Below are 14541 nucleotides of genomic sequence, written 5' to 3' on the forward strand. Positions count from 1 at the left end.
CGTGCCGACTCAACAGAAGGGCCGGTCGGCGGCGATGCGGTCGATCGGCAGCAGGGTGCCGTCCAGGATCACGAACGCCTTGGCCGCCGCAGTGGCCATCGCCTCGGCGAGGTCGGGCGCGAGCGCAGCCAGAACCTCCACGGCCTCGGTGACGTAGCGGTGGGCCGTGGCCACACCGACGCCGAACCCCGCGGCGAGCTGCGCGAACGTGTGGCCGCAACGCAGGTGGGCCAGGCTCATCAGCGCCTGGCGGCCGCAGGTCAACCGCCGCCAACGGGTCCCGATCCGGCGGCGCCGGACGGACAACTCTCGCTGCAGCAGCCGCAGCGCGGAAGTGGACAGATCCAGCCCGGACGGGTAAACAAGCACGCGAAGCTCCTGGCGGAGAAGGTTGCTCTTGGTCGACAACCCATCTACCAGGAGCTTCGTCGTTCCGTCACCCCAACAGCCCTGCCAGCGCGGCAGGTTGGAAAACCCTCATCGTCTTGCGTGACGCGAGTGCAACTGACCCACGTGGAGTGGGAGTTCATCGGGCCGTATCTGCCGATCGGCGAGTACGGCCCGTACCCTGAGCGGCTGCGGCAGCAGTTCGAGGGCGTGATCTGGCGGTTCAAGACGGGTGGGCAGTGGCGGGAGATGCCGGCGGAGTTCGGCGCCAAGGAGGTTCGACGCGCGCCTCGTGGTGCCCACCGGGCTTCTCGCGTCTGCCTCCTCCTTGTGCGTGCGCTGCCAGTTCCGGGGGCGTCCGGGAACTGCTGGACCCTGACTCGGGCTGTCGGACACGATCCCCCCACCGTCTTCAGCACCGGTTGTCCGGGGCGGTGCAAGAAGAGGACGCCGTGCGCGACATGGTGCGCACCTTCGTCGCCCGCTACTGATCACGTGTCAGTGCCCACCCCTAGGCTGTGCGCATGACTGATCAACTCATAGCAGGAACGCTGAGCCGGTTTCGGGCCAAGGCGGCGGAAGCAGGCGTGTCATCGCGCGACGTGGAGCTGTTGATCAGCTCCTTCCTGCCAGCGGTCTATCCGCAGATAGGCGGCGACGGACCGGTTGTCGTCCACCTCGGTGGCAACAACCCAATGCTGCCGGTCGGCGCGGACAAGCCGAGCGAGCCATTCCTCTGCAGCATCGACTGCGCGCAGATACCGCCGAACTCGACCGGCCTCCCCCTTCCGGCCGACGGGCACCTGCTGCTCTTCGGCGACGCCGAGAAGCTCCGTCAGGGCCCGGGGCCCGGCTACGTGGTGTACGTACCCGCCGGGACGCCCACGACGGAGGCCCCCGCCCCGGAGCCCGTTCGCGGCTCGTACGAGGAGCGGGACTACCGCTCGGTCCGCGTGGGGCCGTCATGGCCCTCGTCCGGTCCCGACGGGTTCGCAGACCCTTCCGACGACGAGTCCGAGATGACCGTCGAAGACTACGAACTCATGGACCAGCTGAGCGACATCTGGAGGGAGGCCGGCGGCAACTATTTCGGATCCGACCTGTACCTCGGCGGCCATGCGGACTTCTGGAACGACGATCCCGTCGAACTGGCGAACGAGTACGAGTACGTGGACGGTAACGACTGGTGTCTGCTCGCCAACTGGTACTGCGACGACGACGTCGCGCTTCCCTTTCCCCGCATGCACTGGTTGATCCGCCGCCAGGACCTCGCCGACCTGCGCTTCGACCGGGTGATGATCTCCGTCGACATGCATGGTTAGCTCTCCCCGGTCCGCGCGCGCAACGGAACGACGACGGCCCGCCACCCCGACTGCGGATAACGCCGGTCAGTTCGCGGTCTCGCGTCTGCCCGCCCCAGCCTTCCGTGCCGCTACGGGGTGTGCGGGCCGCGCAGGTCATCGAGGCCGCCGGCGTTCTGGCCCAGGCCCTTTTCGATGGTGCGCGGGCGGGCGGAGAGTGCGCTTCCTGCGCCTTCCGCGATGTCCCGCCGAGTGGTGTAGCCGATCAAGCTGACGGAATCTCCAGGTCGTGGCCCGAGTCGCCCTCGCCGGAGGCCCTGTTGAGGCTCGCCGGGCCGGGACCGGCGCTGATCGCACGACGGCTGGTAGCCGCACGTGCCGGACGGGTCCGAAGTGGAGGCGACGGACCGTGATCGGCTACACCACGACGTGGGACACGACCCCTTCCGCAGCGCGGCGTGCGGCAGGTCAATGAGTACCTCGCGCCGCGTTCGCCCGCACATCGCGGCCACGCCCGCCGATCAGCGCAGCGCCCTCGCCGGCTCGCTCACTGCGTTCACGGAGGCCGGTAGCGAACCGCCAGAACACCTCCGGTCGCGCCTGACCGGCATTAGGGCGTGTATTCGATTGTGATCAACGGGCGGCCCGCGTGAGATCTTTGATCCAGATCATCGAGGCGCGAAGGTGGAGACCGGCGAGGTAGCTTCCCGGCGTCTTGTCGTAGCGCGTGGCGATGCCTCGCCAGGCCTTCAGCTTGTTGATCAGGCGCTCTACGGTGTTCCGCTCTTTGTAGAGGTCGGCGTCGTGGCTCACGGGGCGGCCGCCCCTGCCGCCCTTCTTCTTCCGGTTTGCAGCCTGGTCCTTCTTCTCCGAGATGATGGCCTTGATGCCACGTTTCCGTAGGTGGGTGCGGTTGCCGCGGGACGAATACGCCTTGTCCCCGGCCACCGCGTCGGGGCGGGTGCGGGGGCGGCCGACAGGCCCCTTGACTCGTACCTTCTCGAGTACGGGGATGAACTACGGGCTGTCTGCGGCCTGCCCCGCGGTCAGGACGAAGGCCAGTGGCCGGCACTTGCGGTCGGCGGCCAGATGAACCTTGCTGGTCTGCCCGCCTCTCGAGCGCCCGAGCAGGGCTGCCTTCAACCGGAGCCTGCGCCGGCGCCGGATACGGCGTCGCTCTTCCCGCTCGGGGTCGTTTCCGGCATCCTGCCCGTCCTGCCCGTCCTGTTCACTTCCTTTTGCCGCGCCTTCTCCTCCTCCACGGCGGCCTTCTCCAAAGCGGTGAGCACGTCCTCACCAAGGTGCATACCGGCAGCGTCATGGTGGGCCCGGGCAGTAGTCGAGTCCACACTGACTAGGGACAAGTCCACCTCACCCCGCTTCGCGGCCTCCGCGAGCAGGCCCTCCAGCAGGGCCTCGAACACGCCTGCGTCACGCCACTGCCGGAACCGGTTGGAGACGGTCGACCAGGCGCCGAACTCCGCCGGCATCTCCCGCCACTGCCCACCCGCCTTGAACCGCCAGATCACGCCCTCGAACTGCTGCCGCAGCCCCTCAGGGTACGGGCCGTACTCGCCGATCGGCAGATACGGCCCGATGAACTCCCACTCCACGTCGGTCAGTTGCACTCGCGTCACGCAAGACGATCTACCGGACCACGCCTCGACGCGAGGGCAACACCCGAAGACTGATCGCGACTCGATACGCGCCCTAGTAGCTGTCGTGGCTGGGCTTACCGTTCGGCCGATAGACGCCGACGATGGTGCCGCCCTTCGTCGTCGAGACGCTGATCGGCTCCAGCGCAGTGGGGATCGCTCCGTCATCGAACAGCCGCTTGCCGGTGCCGATGATGACCGGATGGATGGTCAGCCGGTACTCGTCGACGAGGCCGTGCCGCATGAGGGTCTGGGCGAGGTCGCCGCTGCCCACGACGTTGATGTTGCCGCCGTCGGACGTTTTCAGCTTGCGTACGGCATGGACGATGTCGCCCTCGAGCAGCGTGGAGTTCTGCCACTCGACGGATGTCAGGGTTCGAGACGCCACGTACTTGTGCATGCTGTTCATCCGACTGGTGAACGGGTTGTCGGGATCGGCGGTCGGCCAGTACGACGCGAAGATCTCGTACGTCTTGCGGCCGAGCAGCATCGCGTCGGAGGACTCGTACCAACCGGCGATGGCCGCGCCGACCTCCTCGTCGGTCACCGGCTTCTGCCAGCCGCCGTGCTCGAATCCGCTCTGAGTGTCCTCGTCCGGACCGCCCGGCGCCTGCATGACGCCGTCAAGCGTCAGGAACGTGCAAACGATGATCTTGCGCATGGTGCGCTCCCTTCGTCGACGGGTAGACCGCACAACCGCCTGGAACTCATCGGCGGAACTTCGGCGGCGCCGCACCAGGCCCTTCGCCCGGACCAGCCCGGCTGCGAAGTGCGGTACCTCTTGGCCGACGCGTTGGGGTCTGCTGGTCCGCTGATGCGCAGCAGACCCCGCGCCGCCGAGTTGATCCAAACGACAGGCCCTAGTTGTTCTGACCCGTGAGGTTGGGGACGCGGCTGGTGGGTGGTTTGCCTGCCAGTGCGGTGTGTCCGCGGTGGTGATTGTAGGTGTGGAGCCATGCGGGGTAGGCGTCGCGTCGTTCCTGTTCGGTTCGATAGGGCCTGGCGTAGGCCCATTCGTCGAGCAGGGTGCGGTTGAAGCGTTCGACCTTGCCGTTGCTCTGCGGCCGGTAGGGGCGGGTGCGCTTGTGGGCGATTCCGGCCTGGGCCAGCACGTCGCGCCAGGGGTGGGACTTGTAGCAGGCGCCGTTGTCGGTCATGACGCGCCGAACCGTGATCCCGGCCCGGGTGAAGAACTCGTTCGCCCGGGTCCAGAACGCTGCGGCGGTCTCCTTGCGCTCGTCGGGCAGGATCTCGCTGTAGGCCAGGCGGGAGTGGTCGTCGACGGCGTTGTGCAGGTAGCTGTAGCCGACTTTGGAGCGGGTCTTGCGGCCGGCTTGGCGGCCGAGCGCGTGGTGGCCGCCGCCGTCGGGGATGTTGCCGAGCTTCTTGATGTCGACGTGGACCAACTCGCCTGGGGCGCTGTGTTCGTAGCGTCGGATCGACCGGCTGGTGGCGCGGTCGAGGTGCGCGAGACGGGCGAGCTTGTAGCGGGTCAGGACGCGGTGCACGGTGGCCGGGTTGAGTCGCAGGAGGTAGGCGATGCGGGCCGGTCCCCAGCGTCGCACGGCGCGGACCTTGATGATCCGTCGCTCGGTGCGGGTCGGGTCCGGGGCGGGCTGCGGTGCGGCCGACTCGAAAGGTCGCTCATGCCGGCCTCCCCGAATGCGCGGTAGCGGTCGGCCCAGCGCTTGGCCGTGGTCGGCGAGACCTGGAAGCGCTCGGCGCCCCGGCACAACGGCCAGCCGTCCTCGACCACACAGCGGGCCAGGCGCAGGCGTCCAGTCTCGGTCAGGGGTGCGTTACGGTGGGGCATGAGGGCCTTTCTGGGAGCCGGTGCAGATGTCGCAATCCACACCGAGTCAGAAGGCCCTCACTCATTGCAAGATCACCGTGCCGTGATCCCCGTCACCAACCTCCGTGGTCAGAACACCTAGGCGTCTAACAGCGCCTCCGACTGGCAGCGGGAGTTGCATCGGCCCGGAACGGACATGGCCGGGCCTGCTCGGCCAAACGCCAGCAGTTCTTCCGCTCGACGCCCGACAGCAGAGCGAGCACGAAGGCGCGGGCGGTCGCCCGTGGCTCCACCCGCTTGAACCGGCCCGCGATCCGTGCCATCGCCTGGTCGAACGTCGCCCGCCAGCGAGCGGCATCTACGCTGTGACCCGTGGCCACCGCACGATCCTCAGGAGTCCACACAACCCCTGATGATCACGCGGTGGCCGTTGCCGTTCTCACCCGGCCCCAGTGCAAAGTCGCGAAGTCACACTGGAGTACTACTGCCGTATCAGGCAACGTTTGCCCTGCTGCGTTGCGCTGGGCTGGGCTGGGCTGGGCAATGCCATACTCAGCGTTTATGGGGAGAGCTTTGAGTCGCACCCGTTCGTGGATGCCGGATGATCTGACCGGCGGGCCGGTCGATCAAGTCTTCAGTCAGGTGCGTCGCGCTGTACCTGGGCTGGTCATCGAACGTCTGGCGGTCACCCACGCCGGTGACGACGACAACGTGTACTTCCTGGGTGACGAGGGGATCCGGGATCGCGTTCAACTCGATACCGGGCCGGCCGGTCAGCCGCCGTTCCTTGTCGAGGCTGATTCTCGGATGGTGACCTCGGAGGTCGCCGAGGCTGTCGCGACCGTTGTCGCGTGGCTGGGTTCAGACGTTGGCCCTGGCGACGATCTCGCGTAGGCGCTTGTCCTGGGCACGCTTGTTCCGCCAGATGATGTAACGGCGGATCATGCTGCCTTGCTCTTTGTGGCTGGCGTGGTCGGTGCCGTCGAGGGTGAAGTAGCACAGAGCGGTGGACTGCGCCTCGATCCGGTTCAGTCAGGAGGAGTTCGTCGGAGTGTAGGCAAGCTCCACGTTGTTCGCGCCTGCCCACGTCGCTGAGTGCGGCGGCGGTGATTCTCCCTCTGATCGTCATGGCCGCGGAGGGAGCGATAAGGCCCCTGGTCGAAGCGTTTACCTTCATTAGGCCGCTTTCCGAGAGTCATCGACCTCCACCGCGTCGCTGGCCGACGCGCACGGCCGGTGGATCCGCGACGCCATCGACACCTGAGGCGACCAGCTCGGCATCCAGCTGCGCCCAGGCAGCAAGGCCGCGAACCGCTTCGACCTCGCCGGACACGACGGCGGCCCGGCCGCATCCGGCATCGGACCAGGGGTTGTCGGACTTGCACGCTACGTTGAGCGCATGACCTACGTAGAGAGCAAGACGGAGCGCATCAGGCCGCAGCAGTTCCACGAATCCGTGGGCGTGGAGGACTGGCGCGTCGTGGGCGAGGGGGCGTGTGCGTACTTCCGTACGGGGTCGTTCGCGGTCGGCGCCCAGTTCGTGCAGGCGATCAGTGAGACGCCAGGAGGAGGCGACGATCACCCGGACGTCGACGTGAGGCAGGAGGGCGTGACCGTTCGGCTGATTACGGTCACGGACGACTACTACGGGCTGACCGAACGGCACATCGAGCTGGCCCGGCAGATCTCGGCCGTGGCCCGCACGCTGGACATACCAGCTGACCCGTCCGCCGTGCAGACCGTCCAGGTCACCATCGATGCCCTCTCCGGTCCCGACGTGGTGGCGTTCTGGCGTGCCCTGCTCGGCTACCAGGCCCGCGCGAACAGCAGCGAAGACTTGATCGACCCGCACCGCCGCGGGGCACCGTTCTACTTCCAGCAGATGGATGCACCGCGCCCGCAGCGCAACAGGGTCCACGTTGATGTGTGGGTGCCGTACGACCAGGCCGAGGCTCGGATAGCCGCAGCACTTGCAGCCGGCGGACGTCTGGTGAACGACTCCGACGCCCCGTCGAACTGGGTGCTGGCCGACCCCGAGGGCAACGAGGCGTGTATCGGCGTGGCCGGCCCGCCCGGGCCGGCCACTGACCGGACGTGAATGTCCCTGCACCACGAGACCGTGTCACCGGTTGAGTTCTGGACACCGTCCGTGACGGTCAGTGATCGAACGTGGTCACTGACCGTAGGACGGGGGCGCCGGTCTGGCGGTTGTGCCAGATCGCCGCGGCGATGGGGACCTTGAGCCGTTCGAAGGCCTGCGCGGAGAGGCGGCGCGGGTTGTAGTCGGCCGGCCGCAGCTCGGCCAGGGGTACGCCTCGTGGAAGGTCGTGGTGGGGATGCTGACGCTCACTGGCCGTCCTCCTTGTGCGCCTCCTGCGGCAGGTGCCAGCCAACCCGAGGTCGGAGTTGTCGGCGTCGACGTATGCGTTGAGGAGGCGGTTCAGGGTCTCGAGCTCTTCGGCGGTGATCCGGCACGCGGGTGGAGGACCACTGCAGGTACTCCACCTGGGCGCTCTCGCCGGTGACCTGCCCATCGGAGGGCAACGCGCTTGAGATCCTCGACCGAATCCTCATCTACGACGACGCCGACGCCCACGCAGTGTTCACCGCCTACATCGGGCACTACAACGAGCACCGCCCTGACCAGTCCCTACAGCAATTACCCCCGGACAGCACCGATCCACCCGCCCCGGCCACCGTCACCGACCTCCAAGCCCACCGCATCCGGCGACAACCCGTCCTCAACGGCCTGATCAACCAGTACCGCCACGCTGCCTGACCACACCGCATCACCACAGCTCACAAGGCCCGAGTCGTATTTCCGAGCGGCACAGGTTCCGCAGGATCCACTGACAGGAGCTGCGCGGCGCACGGCAGGACCAGGCTGGGGCGCCCCTGCTCTGCTGTCGCGGATCGCATACGGAGGTGAGGAGACTGCCCGTCTCGCCATCGACGATCCGGGGAACCTGATCTGCGAACCGGGGTTCGTTGTCGGCGAGGCTAGGGCCCCGGCAGTTCCGTTCCTCCTGGAACTGCCGGGGCCCCGCACATGCCCTGCAGACCGAGCAGTGGCGCTCCGTGCCGCAGCGGCGAGGGGCGGCATGTACGCCACGGACTACCAGAGGCAACCCCGCTGGGAGGCGGCCGCCAGTGCAGCGGTGCACGTCGGCCGGACAGTCATCGACGGTCCTGCCTCGTCCCTGTGCCCCGAGGAGCCGCACCCGCACACAGGCTGCGGCGGGTGACGGACGAGGTGCCACGCTTGCCGAGCCACCTCTGACCGGTCACTGCGAGACAAGCCTCAGCCGAGGGTCCACTGCTGGTTGCTGCCGCCGTTGCAGGTCCACAGTTCGGCGAGCGTGCCGTTGGCGGTTCCCGCCCCGGTCACGTCCAGGCACAGACCCGACGATGCGCTGGTGACGGTGCCGTTGGAGTTGACGTTCCACTGCTGGTTCGTCTGGCCGTTGCAGGACCAGATGATGACCTTGGTGCCGGGGCTGGTGCCCTGGTTGCTGGCGTCCAGGCACATCTGGCTGCTGCCGCTGTAGACGCTCAGCTGGTTCGACGAGGAGTGCGTGAACACCTGGTTGGCGTTCCCGTTGCAGTCCCAGATCTGGAGCTGCGTGCCCCCCGTGGTGGACGCGTTCGGCACGTCCAGGCACTTGCCGGCGCCCACCGCGTGCAGTTCGCCGCTGGTTGCTCCGCCCGTCGATCCGGCCGGGGTCAGGTAGACGGCGAAGGCGTCGTGCGCGGACTGGAAGGTGACAGGCACCGTGAGGGAACCGCCCGAGGCGCTCACGTTCTGGTTCGAGACCACCTGCGGGGCGCTGAGCGGCGCCTGGTCCGGGATCCGCTTGACGGTCACGTTGACGCTGCCGTTGCCGGTCAGCCAGGGCACCGAGGACAGTCCGTTGAAGGTGACGGACGCGGTGCCGGTGTAGCCGTTGCTGTCGCCGATGACGGCGACGGCACGCTTGTTCGTGCTGTCCTCGGCCGCGGATATCGCGGTGCTGCCGACCTGGCCCGAGGTGGCGACCAGCGTGCCCGTCATGTCGGCATAGGTACGCATGGCCCACCAGTTGCCGGTGGGCTGCCAGGTTCCCCCGGACTGCGTCAGGACACCGGTGAGGTTGGGGGTCATGCAGCAGACCCAGTTGCCGCGCATCGCGTTGGTGTACCCGGACTGGGCGAAGCGGGCCAGGTACCAGGCGGTGACTCCGGCGGTCTGCCGGTCGGCGGGCTGGTACTCGTTCGCCGACAGCGGCCGGGACGACACCCCTGCTGCCGACAGGGCGTTGTTGATGGACTGGGACACCGTCACCGGGTCGTCGACGTCGCCCTCGTCATGGTTGGTGATCATGTCGGGGACGGTTCCCGCGGCCTTGACGTGGGCGAGCCAGGTGTTCCACTCGCCGGGGTTGGACTGCGGGGTGAAGGCGAGGGACGGGCCGACGATCTTCGCGTTGGGGGCGACACGGCGGATCTCACGGTAGGCGGTGTCCCACATCTGGAAGTACTGGGCGCTGTTCATGCCCCGGGTCCAGAACACCGAGATGTCCGGCTCGTTGTAGATGTCGTACGCGAAGGGCAGGCCGGAGGCCTGGAGGGCGCCCACGGTGGAGTCGATGAAGCTGCTCCAGTTCGAGCAGTCCCCGTTGTCGCACGGGTAGGTCTCGTTCGAGGGCTGACCGCCGTTGTTGCCCCAGAGGTCGCTGAGGATGACCTGGTACTGGGCGTGGTACGGCGGCTGGGTGAGCCGCGTGGCCTGCGCGACGATCGAGGCGATGTCGGCCTTGGTCGCCGAGCCGTAGGTGTAGTTGTCCTTGATCCAGCCGCCGGAGAACCATCCGCCGCCGCGGAACGCGTTGATACCCAGCGGCTGCAGGTACTGGTCGGCCGGCTGTGTGCCGTCCTGGCTGACGCCGTAGAGGAACCCCTCGCCGACGCCGGTGGCCGGGCCCCGCGTCGCCGACAGGTCCACGCTCAGGGTCTCGGTCGCGGCCGATGCCTCATGGGTCGGTACTACGAGCATGAACGCGGCGGTGAGCAAGGTGGCCGCCGCGGCGGCCAGGCGGCCGCGTATGGATGTCGTCCTCATCGAATCTCCTGGTGTCGGCGCGCTGCCGACGCTCCGGTCGGGGCGCGCCGGTGGGTGGAGGAGGCGGAGCGATGGCGCTCAGCACTGTCCGTACGGCCGGCCAATGGGCGGAGCGGGCCGGAATACCCTCGTGATCAACGCCCTCGTGATCGCACAGAGCGGTGATCGCACAGAGTGCGGTGCTGCGTTGGTCGAATGAGTCGAACCGATTCGCAATTGGGCTCGACGGGATGCTACGGCGTTGCCGAGGCGAGGGTCAACGAGTGTGCAGAAGTCGCTCCTCACCGGGGTGACAAGGCACGGGCAACGGAAGGTCGTCGCTCGGCGAACCGATTACGTCACATGCCGCTTCAGGCGAACCTCCGTCTCCCCACGGCCACCAACCGCCCTCCGCGCCGGCGGGCACGCCCGTCCGCCGGCAGCAGGGTTGAGCTCCCCGTCGAGGTGTGGGCGCGGTCGCGCGGCCCCTCCCTGGTGCGGGCGTTGAGGTTCCCGGCGAAGCCGGACTGCTCGCAGTCCGGAGACGGCAGCTGATCCGTCGGCGAGGCCGGTGTGGCCGGTCGGGGGCAGGCCGTCCTCCCGTCCTCGGAGAGCACGGTGGACGGGGACCGGATCCGGCCGCGCCGGCGGCCGTCGGACCCGAGGATCCGCATCGGGTTCAGCCCACTTCCCAGCTCCGCACGGGGCGACGGAGCCCCGCAGGGGGTGATCCGATAGCGGAGGCCTGTCCCGTACGAGAGATGGAGCGGGAGGAACCGTCGACGGGGGTCGGCAGAAGAGGGGCCCGACACGAATCGGTTCGACGGCGGACCCACGGCTGAATGCCCGTCAAGCCGCAGGTCTCCGCCATCGTCGCCAGTTGCGCGCCGTAGCGTCGCCGACCTCGCAGATTGCTCAGGACCATCTCGTGGGCACACGGCGAATCGATTCGCGGAAGGTATCATTGCCGCCCGCCAGAAGTGCTGAGGAGTCGGATGAACATCGGCGAGATCGCGCGGCGGGCAGGGGTGTCGCGCAGCACGGTGTCGTACACCCTCAGTGGGAAAAGGCCCGTGGCGCCCGGCACTCGCAAACGCATCCAGGACGTGATCGACGAGCTGGGCTACCGCCCGAACGCGACCGCCAGGGCCCTCAAGGAGGGCAGGACCCGGACGATCGGTCTGGTCATCCCCCCGGCCGGCAGCCGGCTGACCCACATGCAGCTCGAGTTCGTCGCCGGCATGGCCGACGCCGCCGGCCGTGCGGACCTCGACGTGCTGCTCTCCCCGTCCGGCGGCGATCACGACCGGTCCTTCGAGCGGCTGGTGTCCGGGAGCCGGGTCGACGGGGTCATCCTGATGGAGATCAGGCTTGAGGACCCCCGCGTGGGCAGGCTTCAGCAGGCCGGCCTGCCCTTCGTCGGCATCGGGCACACCGCCGGCGACCGGCAGATGTGCTGGATCGACATCGACTACGCAGGGCTGATCGCGCACACCGTCCGCCACCTGGCCGACCTAGGGCACCGCAAGGTGGCCCTGGTCAACCGCTCACCGGAGCTCGTCGCTTCGGGCTACGGGCCCGCACACAGGGCCCGGGAGGGGTTCGCCGCCGCGCTCGCCGAGCGAGGGCTGGACGGCATCGAGGTTCCGTGCGGCGACGACGCCCGCTCCGGCCAGGAATGCCTGCGGACGCTCCTGCGCGCCCACCCTGACCTGACCGCCGTCACCACGATCAACGAGGCCGCGCTGCCCGGCATCCAGCAGGCGCTGGACGACGTCGGCCTGACCGTGCCGTCCGACTTCTCGGTGACCGGGGTCGCGGCCCTGCCCTGGGCCGAGGACTTCCGCCCGCCGCTCACCGCGGCGGACGTCCCCGCTCTGGACATGGCCGGAAAGGCGGTCTCCCTGCTGGTCGAACGCATCGCCGCGCCGCTCACGCCTCCCCGCCACATCCTTCTCGCCCCACCGATCTCGCTGCGCTCCAGCACGGGCGCGGCCCCGACGCACCGCCTCGCGCGGGCATCCGGCCAGGTCCGCGACGGGCGCTGAGCCCAGCGGTGCCGCAGGGGGCGGTCCGGCAGGGAGGCGGCTGAGGCCGGTGGTGTTCGCCGTACTTGCCGACGACGACGTCCTTGGGGGTAATGCGGGGGACCCTGGTGATCAGCCCTTCGCCGTGGAGCATCCGGATGACGCGTGGACTCCACGGTCGCGGGGGCGCATCGACATGCGGCGGGTGCTCGTAAAAGGGGGACCTGCAGCGCGACAAACCAGACGGAGTCGCAGTCGAGCCCGCCGACCACGGGCTCGGACGCCCACGCGGTGGAACTGACGACGGAGGTGCACCGGGCGGCCAGAAACCACTTTCCTTCCCGGTCACCGCCGGTCAACGGCGCGACAGTCCCCAGTTCCAGCCCGTCCTGGAGCGCATCCCGGTGCCCCGGGTAGGCGTTGGCAGGCCGCACCAGCGACCGGGTCGGGTACAGGCAGACAAGACACCCATGCAGCTACGGGTCACGCGGGGATGCGAGTCTGGTCGGTGGGGTGATGCGATGGGGTCGTCGTATTGCTGTCGGCTGGTCAGGCCGTAGTGGAGCTGGCCGATCATGCGGTCGAGGATGTGGCGGAGGGCCGCGCGGCAGCGGTCCACGGTCTCATGTCTGCGGCTGTAGTGGGCGCCGGGTGACGCGGTCAGGGCTGCGAAATGCCCAGTGCCGGCCTATGGCGGCGAGCCGACTGTTCTTCTTGATCCGGCGGTGGCTGACGTAACAGCTGCGGCCTCTTGCGGGCAGGTCCAAGTCCTGCCCGAGTTGCCGACCAGCGTACGGCTCCTGGCCACGCTCGATTCCCGGCCCAGGGAGGCCACCGGCCAAAGATCGCCTCAACACCCGTGCGGTAGCGTGTTGCGGTCTCGCAGGGGGAGGGGACTATGAGTGCAGGGCGTGAGGCCGAGGACCCTGTAAATGCGGCATGGGACTCCCGGGCGTGTGCGGCTGAGAAGTGGGACGAACGGTCCCGAGCCTCTACCACGACGTGGGTTCCGCCCATCATGGCTGCCCTTGTTGAAAGAGCGCGGAAGGGCACGCTGGGCCGTTTCTATCCCTTCACCAGCCATGCGGCACTCTGCTTCAGAACCGGCCCGCGTCACTGGCTGGGCGGGGACATGGTTATCCCGGTCTCCGTTGCGCTCGCTCCCGGAGGGCTGTATGACGTGCGCGTCCGGGAGCGTGGCACCGTGCTGGAAACGGTCAGCGCTGATGAGGCAGTGACCATGGCGGAACAGCTGGTCGATGAGTACTTCAGCGACGGTGCCCAGAGTCCACCTCGGGCCGTCTCTGGGCCGTCCGACGGCGACCAGCGCTGACAGATAGCGGCCACTGCTGAGCCCTCCCTTGTGGGAAGCAGGCTCTCCCCCGGCATCTGCGACGCTGGAACCACCGTGCCAGCATCCGGAGATGGCCTCCGACCTCGGTCTCACGTCCGAGCAGCAATGTGCCCCCCACGCCACTGCTCCACCCTGACGATGAGACTCCTGACCGAGAGGCGTTCATCGCCTTCCTGCGGGAACTGCACGACGACTTGGTTGCATCCGGGGTGACGGCCTGGCGCTTGGCGACCTCGCCGACGAGCGCTTCGCGCCCTTGCCGAATGCCACCACCGACGGGGTGGTGCGCGCGCCGTCGGTGTTCGTGATGACGGCCGGCTCGCCGCCCTCCAGCACGCAGACCACCGAGTTCGTCGTTCCGAGATCGATACCGACTGCGCGAGTAATCTCCGGCCTCCTCCATCACTTTCACGCACAGGACTTCCTTTTGTCGACACATAAAACTTGAGTCGCCTAATGTCAAGGCTGTGTTTCGGGGCCGTCCGTCCGCCGGTGCGGCGCCATGGGAAGGCGGGCAGGTTGCGGCACAACGCGGTGGCTGGGATCGAGGAATTCTGTAGCGTGGAGTTGAGGTTTCGTGAGCGGCGAGGTGAGATCGTGGTGCTGCCGATCGACGACCCGGATGCGGCGCTCTACGCGGTGGGGCAGGTCGCCGCCATGCTGGATGTCCAGGTGGCGTTCCTGCGCCGGCTGGACGAGCAGGGCGTGGTGGTGCCGGTGCGTTCGGCGGGCGGCCAGCGCAGGTACTCGCGCCGGGAGATCGACAGGGTCGCGGCCCTGGTGAAGCTGATCGGTGAGGGGCTGACCCTGGAAGGCGCGCGCCGGGTGCTCGATCTCCAGGCCCGGGTGGAGGAACTGGAGGCCGACCTGCACCGGGCCCACGGCGATTGACGCGTATCCGCGCAGCACAGACCGGCGCCGCCGCCTGAGTCCCGCCCGGGCGGGACT

At 68.3% G+C, this 14541-nt stretch carries 9 protein-coding genes and 7 pseudogenes; 8 read left to right on the top strand and 8 right to left on the bottom strand.

Annotation, left to right across the window (positions count from 1 at the left end; translation table 11 throughout):
- Positions 1-15: 15 nt before the first annotated feature.
- Positions 16-369 (bottom strand): annotated as a pseudogene (locus AOK09_RS18695) (helix-turn-helix domain-containing protein); the annotation flags it as partial.
- A 120-nt stretch (positions 370-489) separates the two neighbouring features.
- Between AOK09_RS18695 and AOK09_RS37925 the strand changes: the two are divergent.
- Together AOK09_RS37925 and AOK09_RS18700 are read left to right on the top strand one after the other, a co-directional pair.
- Positions 490-654 (top strand): annotated as a pseudogene (locus tag AOK09_RS37925) (transposase); the annotation flags it as partial.
- A gap of 257 nt (positions 655-911) precedes the next feature.
- Entirely contained in the window at positions 912-1709 is a 798-nt protein-coding gene (locus tag AOK09_RS18700; RefSeq protein WP_063796002.1) for a DUF1963 domain-containing protein, read from the top strand.
- Between the two features lie 612 nt (positions 1710-2321).
- Here AOK09_RS18700 and AOK09_RS37930 read toward each other — a convergent pair.
- The 4 genes and pseudogenes from AOK09_RS37930 to AOK09_RS43870 form a co-directional block, all read right to left on the bottom strand.
- Positions 2322-3325: pseudogene (locus AOK09_RS37930) on the bottom strand (IS5 family transposase).
- A 73-nt stretch (positions 3326-3398) separates the two neighbouring features.
- Positions 3399-4004 carry a dihydrofolate reductase family protein gene (locus AOK09_RS18715; protein WP_055588353.1) on the bottom strand — a complete coding sequence of 202 codons (606 nt, stop codon included), beginning with the start codon at positions 4002-4004 and terminating at the stop codon, positions 3399-3401.
- A 199-nt stretch (positions 4005-4203) separates the two neighbouring features.
- A pseudogene (locus tag AOK09_RS18720) lies at positions 4204-5156 on the bottom strand (IS481 family transposase).
- A 154-nt stretch (positions 5157-5310) separates the two neighbouring features.
- Positions 5311-5458: pseudogene (locus tag AOK09_RS43870) on the bottom strand (IS701 family transposase); the annotation flags it as partial.
- Between the two features lie 271 nt (positions 5459-5729).
- On the opposite strand from AOK09_RS43870, the gene AOK09_RS18725 reads away from it, so the two are divergent.
- Positions 5730-6029: a hypothetical protein gene (locus AOK09_RS18725; protein ID WP_055588354.1), complete on the top strand. Its 300-nt coding sequence runs from the start codon at positions 5730-5732 to the stop codon at positions 6027-6029.
- Here the strand turns inward: AOK09_RS18725 and AOK09_RS43460 are convergent.
- Positions 5997-6224, bottom strand: a pseudogene (locus AOK09_RS43460) (transposase); the annotation flags it as partial. The gene AOK09_RS18725 and the pseudogene AOK09_RS43460 overlap by 33 nt on opposite strands.
- 310 nt (positions 6225-6534) lie before the next feature.
- Between AOK09_RS43460 and AOK09_RS18730 the strand changes: the two are divergent.
- Both AOK09_RS18730 and AOK09_RS18735 read left to right on the top strand, forming a co-directional pair.
- Positions 6535-7233 carry a VOC family protein gene (locus tag AOK09_RS18730; protein ID WP_055588355.1) on the top strand — a complete coding sequence of 233 codons (699 nt, stop codon included), beginning with the start codon at positions 6535-6537 and terminating at the stop codon, positions 7231-7233.
- A 423-nt stretch (positions 7234-7656) separates the two neighbouring features.
- Positions 7657-7914, top strand: coding sequence for an integrase core domain-containing protein (locus AOK09_RS18735; protein ID WP_175609317.1), 258 nt, complete (start codon positions 7657-7659; stop codon positions 7912-7914).
- Between the two features lie 522 nt (positions 7915-8436).
- On the opposite strand, the gene AOK09_RS18740 is transcribed toward AOK09_RS18735, so the two are convergent.
- Complete coding sequence (locus AOK09_RS18740) at positions 8437-10233, bottom strand: RICIN domain-containing protein (RefSeq protein WP_055588357.1); 1797 nt, start codon at positions 10231-10233, stop codon at positions 8437-8439.
- Between the two features lie 974 nt (positions 10234-11207).
- On the opposite strand from AOK09_RS18740, the gene AOK09_RS18750 reads away from it, so the two are divergent.
- Complete coding sequence (locus AOK09_RS18750) at positions 11208-12260, top strand: LacI family DNA-binding transcriptional regulator (protein ID WP_055588359.1); 1053 nt, start codon at positions 11208-11210, stop codon at positions 12258-12260.
- 877 nt (positions 12261-13137) lie between these two features.
- On the top strand, positions 13138-13572 hold the full coding sequence (locus AOK09_RS40220) for a DUF6193 family natural product biosynthesis protein (protein ID WP_265736737.1): 435 nt from the start codon (positions 13138-13140) through the stop codon (positions 13570-13572).
- A 229-nt stretch (positions 13573-13801) separates the two neighbouring features.
- On the opposite strand, the pseudogene AOK09_RS37950 reads toward AOK09_RS40220, so the two are convergent.
- Positions 13802-13980, bottom strand: a pseudogene (locus tag AOK09_RS37950) (Hsp70 family protein); the annotation flags it as partial.
- A 174-nt stretch (positions 13981-14154) separates the two neighbouring features.
- Here AOK09_RS37950 and AOK09_RS18760 point away from each other — a divergent pair.
- A complete protein-coding gene (locus AOK09_RS18760; protein WP_217698449.1) occupies positions 14155-14484 on the top strand; it encodes a helix-turn-helix domain-containing protein in 330 nt (109 codons plus the stop codon).
- The last annotated feature ends 57 nt before the right edge of the window (positions 14485-14541 follow it).

It is taken from the genome of Peterkaempfera griseoplana (assembly GCF_001418575.1).
Taxonomy (GTDB): Bacteria; Actinomycetota; Actinomycetes; order Streptomycetales; family Streptomycetaceae; genus Peterkaempfera; species Peterkaempfera griseoplana.

Excerpts from the sequence above, each read along its gene's own strand:
- AOK09_RS18700 (WP_063796002.1), top strand. The coding sequence starts at position 912 with ATGACTGATCAACTCATAGCAGGAACGCTGAGCCGGTTTCGGGCCAAG.
- AOK09_RS18715 (WP_055588353.1), bottom strand. The coding sequence starts at position 4,004 with ATGCGCAAGATCATCGTTTGCACGTTCCTGACGCTTGACGGCGTCATG.
- AOK09_RS18725 (WP_055588354.1), top strand. The coding sequence starts at position 5,730 with ATGCCGGATGATCTGACCGGCGGGCCGGTCGATCAAGTCTTCAGTCAG.
- AOK09_RS18730 (WP_055588355.1), top strand. The coding sequence starts at position 6,535 with ATGACCTACGTAGAGAGCAAGACGGAGCGCATCAGGCCGCAGCAGTTC.
- AOK09_RS18740 (WP_055588357.1), bottom strand. The coding sequence starts at position 10,233 with ATGAGGACGACATCCATACGCGGCCGCCTGGCCGCCGCGGCGGCCACC.
- AOK09_RS18750 (WP_055588359.1), top strand. The coding sequence starts at position 11,208 with ATGAACATCGGCGAGATCGCGCGGCGGGCAGGGGTGTCGCGCAGCACG.
- AOK09_RS40220 (WP_265736737.1), top strand. The coding sequence starts at position 13,138 with ATGAGTGCAGGGCGTGAGGCCGAGGACCCTGTAAATGCGGCATGGGAC.